This is a genomic window from Cobetia sp. BMC6, from assembly GCF_029991385.1.
In the GTDB taxonomy this organism is placed as follows: Bacteria; Pseudomonadota; Gammaproteobacteria; order Pseudomonadales; family Halomonadaceae; genus Cobetia.
Genome location: NZ_JAKUMF010000003.1, coordinates 313,582 through 327,707, shown reverse-complemented (window position 1 = coordinate 327,707; position 14,126 = coordinate 313,582). Strand labels below are relative to the sequence as shown.

Below are 14,126 nucleotides of genomic sequence, written 5' to 3'. Positions count from 1 at the left end.
AATCGCTAGTCGCAGTGCAGCATACGCATCGACGCCAAGGGCGCTAGCTCGCCCTGGATCACATTCTGGGCCTGGCGCTCGAATACTCAGCCTTGGGTCATGCGACAAAAAAGCCGCCATCGGCACAGGGCCCATGGCGGCGTGAGGCAGACGTGTGACGACAAGCGTTACAGCGAGAGACCCAGACAGTGTTGTGACAGGCCTGATTACAGACCTGTCGCCGGGCTGCGTGTCAGATTGAGGGCACCGTCTGCGGTGATGACCAGATTGTCCTCGATACGCACACCGCCATGCAGTGCCAGCGCCTCGACCAGCTTCCAGTCGATATGCTCACCGCGTGCATCGTTGCGCAGCGGCTCCAGCAACATGGGGATGATGTAGCAACCCGGTTCAATGGTGATGGCCATGCCGGCCTCTAGCATACGCGTCAGGCGCAGCATCGGGTGACCTTGCGGCGGATGACGGATGTCGCCGGTGGTGTGATCAGGAATGCGACCCGCCACGTCATGGACCTGCAGCCCCAGGAGGTGCCCGAGACCATGCGGACAGAAGGCTGCCGTGATCCCTTGTGCAACCTGATCTTCGGCGGGCAGGGACACCACGCCCAGTTCCCGCAGCAGCTCACCCAGCTCGCGATGCATCTCGAGGTGCAGATCAACGTAGTCCACCCCGGGCGCGAGCCTTGCGATCAGCCGCTTCTGCAGCGCCTCCACACCCTCGATCAGGGCGCGATAGAGCGGCAAGGCATCGTCGCCCGCCCAGCTGCGCGTGATGTCAGAGGCATAGCCGTGCACGCTGGCGCCGGCATCCACCAGCAGGCTGTGACGGGCGGCGGGAGCCTGCAAACCATAATGCTGGTAATGCAGAACCGCGGCATGCGCATTGAGACCCACGATATTGCCGTAAGGCACATCCGATTCGCGTTGGCGAGACGCGCCAAGATAGGCCAACTGGATATCGAGCTCCGCACCGCCTTCCATGAAGGTACGTCGGGCAGCCAGATGGCCACGCGCGGCGCGCAAGCTGGCTTCTTGCAGACAGGCGATCTCGAATTCGCTCTTGCAGACGCGCCCCTCGTCGAGCTGGCGCACCAGGCCGACCGGGTTGGGCAGTGCCTCAAGTTCGCTGACCACCTGCGGGTTGAGCTCGGCGATCTCGCCCAGCAGCGCCACGCGGCCCTCGGGACGCTGTGGCAGTGTCGGCTTGCGCAGATGGACGATCTCGAACTGCTCGGCCCATGGCGCAGTGTCTGGCGTCGGCAGGCTGGGTGACAGATGCCAGAAATCATCGGGGGCATAGAGGTAAAGCGTCGGACGCTCGCCCGGACGAATCACCAGCCAGCTATCGCTGAGACCCGCCATCGGCACCCAATGCAGAAAATGGGCATGCGACTTGAAGCTGGCATCCTGATCATCGGCGAAATGCCGCTTCGGCTTGCCACTGTGCAGCACGATGGCGTCCAGATCGTGCTGCTGCATGGCAACTTCGTAGCCTGTTTGCAGCACCGCCAGATGGGCGCGGTGTGCCGCGGCGTGGGTGATGGTCGGGTCGTTGAGCTGGCTGTCAGACATCATGTTTCCTTGCAAACGGTCGTCACACCTGACATGGAGAAGTGAGCGTCAATGGCGTGTTGTGGTGGAGAATGAGGGGATGAAGGAGAGATAAGAGTGCCGCTGAGCCGGCGCCGTCGACCCTCCTGCCCGGATGGCTCACGAGAAATGGGCTTCCAGCTGGTGCCAGAGTTCACTGACACTGTCGTGGCGCGGCACGCGCGGGCGATACAGGCGGATATGCAGGCTCAGATCCCAGCGTGGGTCACCGGCACGTACCAGCTTGCCGCTGGCGATTTCCTCTGCGGCCAGCCGTTGCGGCAACCAGCCGATGCCATAGCCCTGCAACACCAGAGCCTTGATGTTGGCCGCCTGGATATTCTCATTCATGGTGACCAGATGTGCCTGAATCGGGACCTGAGCGAGATGCGCCATCAGCGAGGTGGCGACGACGGCACGCGGGTGCGGGCTGATGAACGGCAGCGGATTGCGCCGCGTGCCCGGCAACTGATGACGCGGATTGCCATCCGCGCCGGGCGCGCACAGCGGGATGAAGGTTTCCTCGCCGACCACCAGGTATTGGTAACTGTCCAGCTCAAAACCCAAGTCTACCCGTGCCTGGGGCCAATAGCACAGCGCCAGGTCACATTCGCCGCGATCCAGCCCGTGGAAATAGTCGGCCGCCAGCCAGCCGGTGGCACGCAGATAGGGCAGCACCTGTTCACGCAGCTGAAGCTGGTCGAGCCAATCGGGCAGGAAGTGTGACACCAGAGACTGCGGCGCCCCCAGCGATATCTTGCTGGCTTGCTGCTGTGCCATGTCCTGCAGGCGTTCGCGTGTGATGCGAACGCGCTCGGTGATCTGCTCGCATAGCTGGAGAAATTCGTCTCCGGCGGGAGTGAGCGACAGCGGCAGGGTCTGACGATTGATCAAGGTGGTGCCCATCTCCTCTTCCAGCAACTTGATGCGGCGGGAAAAGGTGGGCTGAGAGACATTCTGTGCATCGGCTGCCCGCGAGAAATGTCGGGTCTGAGCCAGAACGATGAAATCTTCGAGCCAGCGAATTTCCATGTAATCGGAGTGCCTCGTCGGCCTGGGAACAGGCCATGTCAGGAGGTCGGGTGCACATCTCTTCGGACATGTCACACCAGAGTATCTTGGGGATGCGTCATCGGGGCCCGGTGCCACGCTGAATCTTCTTCTATCATCGTGGGCAATGGTGCCAATTGACCTGTTGGTCAGTAGCGGATGTGCGAAATCTTGCCCACACAAAACGCGAGATGCAATCGTCAATGAGGGCAAGACGCAAGGTTGCCGATGACAATGGCGACCTTGCGCGGTCTTTCCTTGCTTGAGGCCGGAAACGCAATGATCGATGGCGCCCATCACATCGCCGCCATCACATCGCCGCCATCACTTTCATCACTGCCATCACATCAGTCGATGCGGCCTTCTTCCACGGCGTGGCAGGCGACCTGACCGGTGTCCGTGGCGATCAGGCGCGGAATCTCGGTGCGGCAGCGCTGATTGGCATGCGGACAACGGCCATGGAAGACGCAACCCGAAGGCAGATTGACCGGCGTCGGCACCTCACCCTCGAGGCGAATGTGATTGGGTTTGTCATCGTGTAGCCGCGGAATCGCCGACATCAATGCCTGGGTGTAGGGGTGACGCGGGCGGGCGAACAGTGAACGGGTGTCCGCCAGCTCGCACAGCGTGCCCAGATACATCACCGCAACGCGGGTGCCGAAGTGCTCGACCACGGCCAGATCATGAGTGATGAACAGATACGTCAGGTTGCGTTGCTCCTGCGCCTCCATCATCAGGTTGAGCACCTGGGCCTGGATCGACACGTCCAGCGCTGAGATCGGCTCATCGGCGACGATGAATTCCGGGTCCACCGCGAGCGCCCGGGCAATGGAGATACGTTGGCGCTGGCCGCCGGAGAATTCGTGGGCGAAGCGCTTGCCCCAGTCCGGGTCGATGCCCACCGAGCGCATCACCTCCTCGATCTTGTCGCGCACCTCGCCATCCTTGAGCGTCGGCTGATGGAAGCGCAGCGGCTCCTCCAGGGTCTGCTGGATGGTCATACGCGGATTCAGCGACGCATAGGGATTCTGGAAGATCATCTGCATACGACGACGGTAGGGCAGCAGGTCCCGCGGGGCCATGTCATCGATGCGGGTACCGTCAAAACGTATCTCTCCACCGCTGGGCTTGAGAAGCCCCATCACGGTACGTGCGACCGTCGACTTGCCACAGCCGGATTCCCCGACCACGCACAGTGCCTCACCACGCTTGACATCCAGCGTGACGCCATTGATGGCGTGCACATATTCCTGCTTGCGACGCAGGCGTCCCTTCTCGAAGGTCAGCTGCTCGAGAAAGTCACCGGACAACGAGAAGCGCTTCTCGAGATCACGGATTTCCACCAGGGTTTCGCCAAGCTCGGCGCTATCCACACGGGTGGTGGAAGCCTGGGAGGAGGACTGAGCGTCCTTCAGAATTGCCGCGCTCATGCGTTCACCTCCGTGCGGTGGCTGTCAGTGGGTGTGGTGCCATTGCCGTTGGCATCTGAGATGATCGGGGTCCAGCGCTCGCCGGCCACCATGGCATCGACCATATGGCAGGCCACCTTGCAGTTGCCGGAGTTGGCAAAGGCCGGCACCTTCTCGAGGCAGATATTCGCCGCAAAGTCACAGCGCGGATTGAAGGCGCAGCCGGCCGGAATCTTGGTCAGGGTCGGCATCGAGCCACGAATCTGGTTCAGACGGCTGCCCGGGGTGGCCATCTGGGGCAGGGCGTTGATCAGCCCCTGGGTGTAGGGATGCTGAGCATCATTGATGATTTCGCGGGTCGGCCCCTGTTCGATGACGCGCCCGGCATACATCACCAGGGTGCGCTGGGTGACCTGGCTGACCACGCCCAGATCGTGGGTGATCAGTATCAGCCCGACGTTGTGCTTCTCGCACAGCAGCAGCAACAGCTCCATGATCTCGGCCTGGATGGTCACATCCAGTGCGGTGGTCGGTTCATCGGCGACGATGATGTCCGGGTCCAGCAACAGCGCGATGGCGATGATAATGCGCTGTCGCATGCCGCCGGACAGCTCATGGGGGTACTGATCCAGGCGCTTCTCCGGTGAGGGAATGAAGACCTGATTGAGCTTGTGCAGGGCGATGGCGCGCGCATCCTTGCGGGAGATGCGACGATGCGCCTTCAGACACTCGATCATCTGCTCGCCGATGGTCAACACCGGGTTGAGCGTCATCATCGGGTCCTGGAAGATCATCGAGATGCGGTTGCCGCGAATCGACTGTATCGCCTTGGGCTTGAGGGTGTTGAGCACTTCACCATCGAACTTGATTTCGCCGCCGGCGATGTAGCCGGGCTTGGCGATCAGATTCAGGATGGTGAAGGCCGCGACCGACTTGCCGGCCCCCGACTCACCGACGATCCCCAGCCGCTCACCGCGTTCCAGGGTGAAACTGACGTCGCGGAGGGCGCGCACCTCACCGCCTCGCATAGCGAAGCGGACGTCGAGGTTGTTGACTTCAAGTAGTGCCATTGTCTTGACTCCTCTCGGCTTCAGCCCTTGTAGAGACGCGGGTTCATGACATCACGCAGCCAGTCGCCCAGCAGGTTGATGACCAGGACCAGCACGATCAGCACACCACCGGGGATCAGCGTGATCCACCAGCTGCCTGACTGCAGGTAGTCGAAGCCGGATTTGATCAGTGACCCCAGCGACGGCTGGGTCTCCGGCATGCCGAGACCGAGGAAGGACAGCGCCGCCTCCGAGATGATCGCGTTGGCGATCTGCACGGTGGAGATGACGAAGATGGGCGACAGGGTGTTGGGCAGGATGTGACGGAACATGATGCGACGAGAGCGGAAGCCCATCACCCGCGCGGCATCGACGTATTCCTTGTTTTTCTCCGCCAGCACCGAGGCGCGGACGGTACGCGCATACTGCGGCCATTCCGCCAGCCCGATGATCAGGATCAACAGGATCAGCGCGTAGTCCGAGAAGGCGGCGCCACCGAAGGTCGCCTTGATGATGGCGCCCACCACGATGGCCACCATCAGGGTCGAGAACGATAGCTGGATATCGGCCATGCGCATCAGGAAGGCATCGATACGCCCGCCCAGATAGCCCGCCAGCAGCCCGAAGGTCACGCCGAGCAGCGCCTGCAGGATGACCGCGCCGAAGCCGATCAACAGCGACACGCGCGTGCCGTAGAGAATGGTGGAGAGCAGATCTCGCCCCTGGGCATCGGTGCCCAGCAGGAAGGCCGGATCACCGCCCGCCATCCACGCCGGCGGCAGCTCCGAGTTCATGATGTCGATACTGGCCAGGTCATAGGGATCAGCCGGAGCGATCCACGGCGCGAGGAAGGCCCCGATCACCATGGCGATGAACACTAACAGACAGGCCTGAGCCATCCAGTCACGCTTGAAGCTGTAGACCAGATAGGACTCGCGGAAACGCTGCCAACGGCCGGGGACCACGATGGAACTGGTCTTCGGGGTGACGGGCGCGTTGCTCGATTGGGTATTGGATTGGCTCATGCCGGTTTCCCCGCAAGCTTGACGGTGGGGTTGACCAGTCCGTAGATCAGATCGACGAGGGTATTGGTAATCACGAAGATCACGCCGACCATCATCAGATAGGCCACGATCAGCGGGATGTCGGAGCGGGTGATGGCCTCGAGGAACATCAGGCCCATGCCCGGCCACTGGAAGACGGTCTCGGTCAGGATGGTGTAGGCCACCATGGTGCCGATCTGCACGCCGCCGACGGTGATCACCGGCAACATGGTGTTCTTCAGTGCGTGCAGGAAGTAGATACGCTTGAGACCGATGCCCTTGGCGCGCGCGAACTTGATGTAGTCCGACTGCAGCACTTCCATCATCTCGGCACGAATCAGGCGGATGAACAGCGGCAGCATGATCGAGGCCAGCGAGATGGCCGGCAGCACCAGGTGCCAGAGGCCATCGGCGGTGAAGAAGCCGCTCGACCAGGTGCCCGCGACGTGTACCAGCTCACCACGTCCGTAGGAGGGCATGCCGCCATCGGTGGACAGCATGCCGTTCAGGACACTGCCCCAGGTGGTGTCGCTGGGGAACCAGTCCACCGTTACGCCGATCGCGAACAGCTGGATCAACACGATGGCGGTCAGGAAGACCGGCACCGAGATACCGATGATCGAGGTGCCCATGAACAGGCGGGACAGCCAGTTTCGTGGTCGGATCGCTGCGAACACCCCGATGGGGGCAGACAGCAGGATGATGATCAGGCTCGAGGCCATCACCAGTTCCAGCGTGGCGGGTAGGTGCTTGAGAATCACCTCGGTCGCCGGCTGCTTGTAGAAATACGAGGTGCCGAGGTCCCCTTGCAGGGCATTGCCGGCAAAACGCAGATATTGGGTGATGAAGGGGTCGTTGAGGCCCATTTCATCGCGCATGACTTCACGCTGGGCTTCCGACACGGCCTGGCCGGTCATCTCGCGCAGCGGATCACCCAGGTTGTCCTGGATGGCGAAGCTGATGATGCTGATCACGAACATGACCAGTACGGCGTGCATCAGGCGTTTGATCAGAAAGGCAATCATGGATCGCCACCTTCCTCGTGAACATCACGGTCTCGCGCGTGTCGGCCCTGGCCATGCTGACCGATCACGCTGGGTGTCAGGTATCCCGCCCGTCGCTGGCCTGTCATCGGGCACAGGCTCCCCAACCCATCACCGATAGGCGATAGTGAGGAAAACAACAGGCGGGGGTAAGTCGTCGCGTTCAGGCCTGAAGGGCAACCAGAGAACTCGATGTCAGTGTTTCACTGGTTGACTGTCTCTGGCTGCCTGCCTTGCCTGACGCGAGGGGTGAGTGAGGAATCGATGGGGAGTGGATGAGCTGAGAGCACGGAATCAGTCCTTCACAGCCGCCTTCCACACCCCATCCATCTTGCCTGTCCCTCACTCACGCGGCGGGATCACTCCTGGTCGATGACCAGATCCCCCAGATACGGGAAGTTCATCACGTTGAGGACCGGCTCGATGTTGACGCCATCACGCGCGCCCCAGGCCAGGTTCTGCCAGTGCAGCGGCACGAAACCAGCATCGTCGTAGACGGCTTTCTCGGCGGCCTGCAGCATCTTGGCGCGCTTCTCGGTGTCGGTCTCCAGGTTGGCCTCGGTGACCATCTTGTCGACGTCCGGGTTGCAGTAGTTGCCGGAGTTGTACTGACCGACACCGCTGTCGGCATCCGGGCAGAAGGTCAGGAATTCGAAGAAGTTGGCACTGTCTTCGGTATCCGAGTGCCAACCGATCATCATCATGTCGGCAGCACGCGCATCATATTCCGGCCAGTACTGGGCCTTGGGCAGGGTCTTCAGGTCCACCGTGATGTTGATCTTGGCCAGCATCGAGGCGACGGCCTGGGCGATCTTGGCATCGTTCACATAGCGATTGTTGGGCGCCATCATGCTGATCTCGAAGCCATCCTCGTAGCCGGCTTCCTTCATCAGCTCCTTGGCCTTGGCCACGTCATAGCGCGGCGTCAGCTCGGGGTTGTGGCCCTGATAGCCATCCGGTGACATCTGGGCGGCGGGGGTCGCGAAGCCTTTCATCAGCTTCTGGGCGATGCCTTCCTGATTGATGGCGTAATTGACGGCCTGACGGACGCGCTTGTCCTTGAAGGCTTCGACACGCTCCTGGTTCATCTGGAAGGTGATGATGCGGGTGCCGCCCATCTCGACCAGGTGCACGCCGTCCTGCTTGCGAATGCGTTCCAGGTCGGTCGGCGGTACCGGCGCGATGAAGTCCATGTCGCCGGAAAGCAGCGCCGCGACACGCGTGGCGTTTTCCTTGATCGGCGTCAGCACGATGTCATCGACGTTACCCGACGATTCGGTATCCCAGTAATCCTCGAAGCGCTCGAAACTGATCTTCACGCCCTGCTGACGGTCCGCGACCTTGTAGGGGCCAGTGCCGGACTCGTTGCGTGAGGCGAAAGTGTTGGCCGCCTTGGCGATCTCATCCTTGGCCTTGCCGTCTTCGGTCTCACCGGAATAGAACTCACTGTCCATCGGGAAGATGTAGGTGGCGGCATTCAGCACCAGTGGGAACGGCTTGTCGGTCACCAGATCCACGGTGTAGTCATCAACTGCCTTGACGTCGGTGAACGGCGCGAAGATGGCCTTGAAGTCGGCACTCTTCTTGAGGCGTTCGATGGTCCAGACCACATCCTTGGCGGAGAAGTCATTGCCGGAGTGGAACTTGACGCCTTCGCGCAGGTGGAAGCGCATGGTGTTGTCATCGACACGCTCCCAGCTCTTGGCCAGGCGGCCATCGAAGCCGAGATCCTTGTTCCAGCGAATCAGCGGGTCGTAGACCATGTGCGACAGCTGCAGGGTGCCGCCGGAGAGCTGTTCGTGGATATCGAGGGTCACGGGGTCAGCGTCGTAGGCCATGCGCAGGGTGACGTCTTCGGCCATTGCCGGAGCCGCCATGGCCAATGTCGCGCTGCCGATCAGCGCACACAGGGTCTTCTTGGGCAAGAAAGACTGGAGGGCATTCTGACGGGTCATGAGCATCCCTTTGCTTGTGTAGTTTGTTTGTTGTTGTGGCGATCCTGCGCGGCTGTTGAAGCAGACACGAAAGATGCGTTCTAACAGTAGGGAGTCATTTGGTCGCGGGACAATCGAAATGTTGAGTAGCAGGATGCAGGTGGTGAATAGCCTTTTCCTGACAACGCAACGTCATCCAGGCTGGTGCAGGGCGCGCGGTTGACGAAGCGACACCCCGGATGTCACACGGCGTAGCCATTTTTCACCTCGATAACGCCGTGAGCTGCGCGCGCTTTCTGCCAGGGCTATACGGGGCGATTCAGCGCTGCCACGCGCAAGGAAAGCCACCGTGATACTGGCCTGCCTCGTTCATTCCGCAAGACTTCACGACAAGTAAACTCCAATAGAATCAACTACTTGCTTAGGATACGATAATCAAGGTCTGGCAGGTCTTTCGAAGATGGTGTGGCCGTGATGTGTGTCAGTTCCGTCAGCCGATAGCGCCTGGTTGAGAGACACTGTCTACGCTGAATACCGCCAACCAGGCTTCACGCCACTTGGCAATAAACAAACGCCATCAGCAGCAGAAAAGCCGCCAGGGTACGCAGTGATTTTTCAATGAGTGCAGCCTCTGCACTTGATTGGTGCACATGGCGTTCTGCGACCAAAGTTGCGCCTCTGAGACCCTCCACAAAGGTCTGTGAGGTCAATACTGCGCTGTAAAATTCACAAACTGTGCGCTGAAAGCACGTGAAAGACTTCCCAGCTCAGACGATCGCTAGCCCTGATCCCATTCAATAGACGCCAAGGCAGTCGCCGCTGACAAGCACTGGCAAGGGAAGGAGCGTTTGAGATAAGGCGACTCAGGGTCAGTCTTGACAAGAGGGAGGCCTGAAACGCGACGCGCCTCCCGAGTGGGAGGCGCGTTGGAGACATTGCTGACGATGCTAACGGCACCTTGCGGCATCGGCAGCTGGATCAGGTCAGGTTGGCCTGCTCAGTCCTGCTGCGGCAAAGGCTCGATGCGGTCCACGCGATACAGCTGCGGCACCTGTGACAGATTGCTGATGGTGCAATCGAGGTTGTTTACTCGACCATCGGAAAGGCCGTAGACCCAGCCGTGCACTTCCAGCTTCTGACCGCGCTCCCAGGCACGCTGCAGGATCTTGGTTCTGGCCAGGTTCTGCACCTGAGAACGGACATTGAGTTCGCACATGCGGTCGACCTGCTCATCCAGTGGCAAGTCCTTGAGCTCGTCATAGTGCAGGTTGTAGAGCTCACGCAGGGTGTGAAGCCAGTAGTCGACCATGCCATTGTCACCGCCGGTGATCGAGGCACGCACGCCACCACAACCGTAATGGCCGACGATCATGATGTGCTCGACCTTCAGGACATCGACGGCGTACTGGATCACCGACAACGCGTTCATGTCGTTGTAGTGGATCAGGTTGGCGACATTGCGATGAACGAAGACTTCGCCGGGCGGCAGGTCGATGATCTGGTTGGCCGGTACGCGGGAATCCGAGCAGCCGATCCACAGAAAGTCAGGATTCTGCTGGTCCGAGAGGCGCTTGAAGAACTCAGGGTCGCGCTCGGTCATGGATTCAGCCCAGACCTTGTTTTGCTCAAGCAGCTTTTTGATATCGCTCATGGCAGGGAGACCACTTTTTCAAATGACGGGGGGCAGGGGATAGTTTTCACACAGAGGCGTTGGCCGTGATGCCTCTCGGGCTCAGACCTTCTGGGCTCAGGCCCACGAGACAGCTAGTGACGGCAGCGTCAGGCAAGGCGTCAGAGCGCTGATGTGACGAGCGACAATGTTACGCGCCCGCGGAGCGCTTCGCCAATGACGGTGCTAGCCCCTGTGCCAGCACGTTGTAACTTTTGTCTAACATGCTTGTGGGACATATTTACCGTGTCAGAGGCCACAGGGTCAACCTGAAGGCCGATACGCAGGTAACCGCGCCCAGCGACGCGGGACTCCCGAGGCCGCGCGAGTCCTGATACCATGTGGCCAATTCATCAAGGAGATTCCCGTGACCGATCAGACCCATCAGCCTGCGACAGGCCAGTTTGACTTCGACCTGTTCGTCATTGGTGCCGGCTCCGGCGGCGTTCGCGCTGCCCGGACCGCCGCCGCGACCGGCGCCCGCGTTGCCGTGGCAGAAGACCGCTACCTCGGCGGTACCTGTGTCAATGTCGGTTGCGTGCCCAAGAAGCTCTACTCCTACGCTGCCCACTACCATGATGCCTTCAAGGACAGCGCCGGCTTCGGTTGGGATCTGGTCGACGCTCCGCGCTTTGACTGGGCGACCCTGCGCGATCGCAAGACCGCCGAGATCTCTCGTCTGAACGGTATCTATCGCAATCTGCTCAACAATTCCGGCGCCACGCTGATCGAAGGCCGTGCCACCATCGCCGATGCCAACACCGTTGTCGTCAATGGCGAGCGCCACACCGCGGCCAAGATTCTGGTCGCCACCGGTGGCTGGCCGTTCCTGCCGGATTTCCCGGGTCGTGAACATGCGCTGGATTCCAATCGCATCTTCGATCTGGAAAGCTTCCCGAAGCGCTTCTTCGTCATCGGTGGCGGCTATATCGCCGTCGAGTTCGCCAGCATCTTCAATGGCCTGGGTGCCGAGACGCATCTGAGCTATCGCGGCGGCCTGTTCCTGCGCGGCTTTGACAACGAAGTACGCGAGTTCACGCGTGACGAGATGGCCAAGAAGGGCGTCAATCTGCACTTTAACACCACGGTCGAGTCCATCGACAAGCAGGGCGACGTCTACAGCGTGCGTCTCAGCGATGGCCAGGTGCTGGAAGTGGATTGTATCCTCGCCGCCACCGGTCGCAAGCCGAACATCGAAGGCCTGGGGCTCGAGAATGCCGATGTGGCGCTGAATGTCGATGGCACCGTGCGCGTCAACGAACGCTTCGAGACCACCACCCCGTCCATTCTCGCGCTGGGTGACATCATCGGTGGCCCGGAACTGACGCCGGTGGCGCTTGAAGAAGCCATGCACCTGGTGCGTGCGCACTTCGGCGACGGCGTCGTGGGTGGCCTGGACTATGACAGCATCGCGACGGCGGTATTCTGTCATCCGAACATCGGTACCGTCGGCCTCAGCGAGGAAGCGGCGCGCGAGAAGTTCGACAGCATCCGCGTCTACACCGCTGACTTCCGTCCGCTCAAGCACACCCTATCCGGCAGCGATGAGCGCAGCCTGATGAAGCTGATCGTCGATGACGCCAGCGACAAGGTCGTCGGCGTGCACATGGTCGGTGATGAAGCCGGTGAGATCATGCAGGGCATCGGCATCGCCGTGCGTGCCGGCCTGACCAAGGCCGACTTCGACCTGACCGTGGGCATTCACCCGACGGCAGCGGAAGAGTTCGTCACCATGCGCAGTGTCACGCGCACCTGACAAGCCAGTCGCCAAGACGGCTCGTCGAAATGACTGAGCCTTGAAAAGACTGAACGTCGTAAAAACAAAACGCCCCACGGCTTTGCCGTGGGGCGTTCTTGCATGCGTCTTCTGCGTGCTCCCAGGCGCATATTAACTGCGAAAGGGGAAACATGGTTACTGAGTAACGGTGCAGGTTACACAATCAGCAGCAGCCAACACCTGAAGCCGCGCGGAAAGTTGCACGCAATGAGGAAGCGGCAATCCTCGTGTGGCGAGAGACAAGTCGATGCCAGCGCAGTTCACTGCCAACACCTACTCCTTTCGTAGCATAAAGCGTGACAATCTGGTACTCGCGCACTTCAGCTATGCTAGTCTCAGTGCAGCGTTATGCACCTCAAATTACTGAAATATCAGCCATGTGGCAGTGGATAAGCCTGAAAATCGGCTTGTTTCACACGCGATAAAAGCAAAGGGCTGGCCGGGATCGAGGTGCACGACGGCAAGACCAATAACAAGCCAGCAAAGGGAGTTTCAACATGACCATGATCAAGAAGTCGCTGACAGCGGCGGTCGCGACCGCAGGTCTTGGCCTGATGGGGATCTCCGGAGGCGCCAGCGCCGCCGAGCAGACCTTCGTAACCATCGGCACCGGCGGTGTAACAGGCGTTTACTATCCGGCTGGTGGTGCAATCTGCCGCTTGGTCAACCGTGGCAAGGCCGAACACGGCATTCGCTGCAGCGTCGAGTCCACGGGCGGTTCCGGCTATAACCTGAACAGCATCCGTACCGGCGAGCTGGACATGGGCGTTGCCCAGTCTGACGCGCATTACAATGCCTATGAAGGCAAGGGCGACTTCGAAGACTTCGGCCCGAACAAGGACCTGCGTTCACTGTTCTCCCTGCACCCGGAACCGTTCACTGTCGTTGCTCGCAAGGACAGCGGCGTGACCGAGTTCGACCAGCTGGAAGGCAAGCGCATGAACATCGGCAACCCGGGTTCCGGTCAGCGCTCGACCATCGACACTCTGCTGTCCTCGCAGGGCAAGGACACCAGCGTGTATTCCGTGGCCTCCGAGCTCAAGGCCTCCGAGATGTCTTCCGCACTGTGTGACAACAAGATCGACGGTTACGTCTACGTCGTGGGTCACCCGTCCGGTTCCATCAAGGAAGCGACCACTACCTGTGATGCGAACATCGTCAATGTCACCGGCGACGCCGTCACCAAGCTGGTCGAAGAGAAGCCTTACTTCTCCGTCGCGACCATCCCGGGTGGCATGTACCGCGGCAACGATGACGACGTGACCACCTTCGGTGTCCGCGCCACCATCGTCTCCAGTGCCGAAGTCGAAGACCGCGTCGCCTACGAAGTGGTCAAGGCCGTGTTCGACAACTTCGATCAGTTCCAGCGCCTGCACCCGGCGTTCCAGGTCCTGAAGAAGGAAGAGATGGTCAATGCTTCCCTGACGGCGCCGCTGCACGATGGCGCCAAGCAGTACTACAAGGAAGCTGGCCTGCTGAGCGAGTGATATGCCCTGCGCGCCTCGCCTGCGAGGCGCCGTGCATCAACGCTCATCCTACGCTCAAGGACCCGAGCACAGGGAA

Annotated in this window: 10 protein-coding genes; 2 read left to right on the top strand and 8 right to left on the bottom strand. The window is 60.6% G+C overall.

The features are described 5' to 3' along the window. Positions 1 to 206 precede the first annotated feature (206 nt). From pepQ to can, 8 genes are all read right to left on the bottom strand, one after another. Positions 207 to 1,571 carry a Xaa-Pro dipeptidase gene (gene pepQ, locus MKZ40_RS08805; RefSeq protein ID WP_175088768.1) on the bottom strand — a complete coding sequence of 455 codons (1,365 nt, stop codon included), beginning with the start codon at positions 1,569 to 1,571 and terminating at the stop codon, positions 207 to 209. Positions 1,572 to 1,709: 138 nt separating this feature from the next. After that, positions 1,710 to 2,621, bottom strand: a complete 912-nt coding sequence (locus MKZ40_RS08800) for a LysR family transcriptional regulator (RefSeq protein ID WP_175088769.1) — start codon at positions 2,619 to 2,621, stop codon at positions 1,710 to 1,712. A 365-nt stretch (positions 2,622 to 2,986) separates the two neighbouring features. Further along, positions 2,987 to 4,069 (bottom strand): oligopeptide/dipeptide ABC transporter ATP-binding protein, encoded by a 1,083-nt coding sequence (locus tag MKZ40_RS08795; RefSeq protein WP_175088770.1) that lies wholly within the window; start codon positions 4,067 to 4,069, stop codon positions 2,987 to 2,989. After that, on the bottom strand, positions 4,066 to 5,118 hold the full coding sequence (locus tag MKZ40_RS08790; protein WP_175088771.1) for an ABC transporter ATP-binding protein: 1,053 nt from the start codon (positions 5,116 to 5,118) through the stop codon (positions 4,066 to 4,068). The genes MKZ40_RS08795 and MKZ40_RS08790 overlap by 4 nt, the downstream gene beginning before the upstream one ends. Positions 5,119 to 5,138: 20 nt before the next feature. Further along, complete coding sequence (locus MKZ40_RS08785; RefSeq protein WP_175088772.1) at positions 5,139 to 6,122, bottom strand: ABC transporter permease; 984 nt, start codon at positions 6,120 to 6,122, stop codon at positions 5,139 to 5,141. Next, positions 6,119 to 7,165 carry an ABC transporter permease gene (locus tag MKZ40_RS08780; protein WP_175088773.1) on the bottom strand — a complete coding sequence of 349 codons (1,047 nt, stop codon included), beginning with the start codon at positions 7,163 to 7,165 and terminating at the stop codon, positions 6,119 to 6,121. The genes MKZ40_RS08785 and MKZ40_RS08780 overlap by 4 nt, the downstream gene beginning before the upstream one ends. Before the next feature lie 377 nt (positions 7,166 to 7,542). Next, on the bottom strand, positions 7,543 to 9,138 hold the full coding sequence (locus MKZ40_RS08775; RefSeq protein WP_217485809.1) for an ABC transporter substrate-binding protein: 1,596 nt from the start codon (positions 9,136 to 9,138) through the stop codon (positions 7,543 to 7,545). 976 nt (positions 9,139 to 10,114) lie between these two features. Next, complete coding sequence (gene can / locus MKZ40_RS08770; protein ID WP_175088775.1) at positions 10,115 to 10,768, bottom strand: carbonate dehydratase; 654 nt, start codon at positions 10,766 to 10,768, stop codon at positions 10,115 to 10,117. Positions 10,769 to 11,153: 385 nt separating this feature from the next. Between can and gorA the strand changes: the two genes are divergently transcribed. Next, entirely contained in the window at positions 11,154 to 12,542 is a 1,389-nt protein-coding gene (gorA, locus tag MKZ40_RS08765) for a glutathione-disulfide reductase (protein WP_175088776.1), read from the top strand. A 518-nt stretch (positions 12,543 to 13,060) separates the two neighbouring features. After that, positions 13,061 to 14,050 carry a TAXI family TRAP transporter solute-binding subunit gene (locus MKZ40_RS08760; RefSeq protein ID WP_166017970.1) on the top strand — a complete coding sequence of 330 codons (990 nt, stop codon included), beginning with the start codon at positions 13,061 to 13,063 and terminating at the stop codon, positions 14,048 to 14,050. Positions 14,051 to 14,126: the final 76 nt, after the last annotated feature.

Bases quoted from the DNA above. Each gene is read 5' to 3' on its own strand.
- can (WP_175088775.1), bottom strand. From the start codon at position 10,768: ATGAGCGATATCAAAAAGCTGCTTGAGCAAAACAAGGTCTGGGCTGAA.
- MKZ40_RS08775 (WP_217485809.1), bottom strand. From the start codon at position 9,138: ATGACCCGTCAGAATGCCCTCCAGTCTTTCTTGCCCAAGAAGACCCTG.
- MKZ40_RS08780 (WP_175088773.1), bottom strand. From the start codon at position 7,165: ATGATTGCCTTTCTGATCAAACGCCTGATGCACGCCGTACTGGTCATG.
- MKZ40_RS08760 (WP_166017970.1), top strand. From the start codon at position 13,061: ATGACCATGATCAAGAAGTCGCTGACAGCGGCGGTCGCGACCGCAGGT.
- MKZ40_RS08790 (WP_175088771.1), bottom strand. From the start codon at position 5,118: ATGGCACTACTTGAAGTCAACAACCTCGACGTCCGCTTCGCTATGCGA.
- MKZ40_RS08795 (WP_175088770.1), bottom strand. From the start codon at position 4,069: ATGAGCGCGGCAATTCTGAAGGACGCTCAGTCCTCCTCCCAGGCTTCC.
- MKZ40_RS08800 (WP_175088769.1), bottom strand. From the start codon at position 2,621: ATGGAAATTCGCTGGCTCGAAGATTTCATCGTTCTGGCTCAGACCCGA.
- MKZ40_RS08785 (WP_175088772.1), bottom strand. From the start codon at position 6,122: ATGAGCCAATCCAATACCCAATCGAGCAACGCGCCCGTCACCCCGAAG.
- pepQ (WP_175088768.1), bottom strand. From the start codon at position 1,571: ATGTCTGACAGCCAGCTCAACGACCCGACCATCACCCACGCCGCGGCA.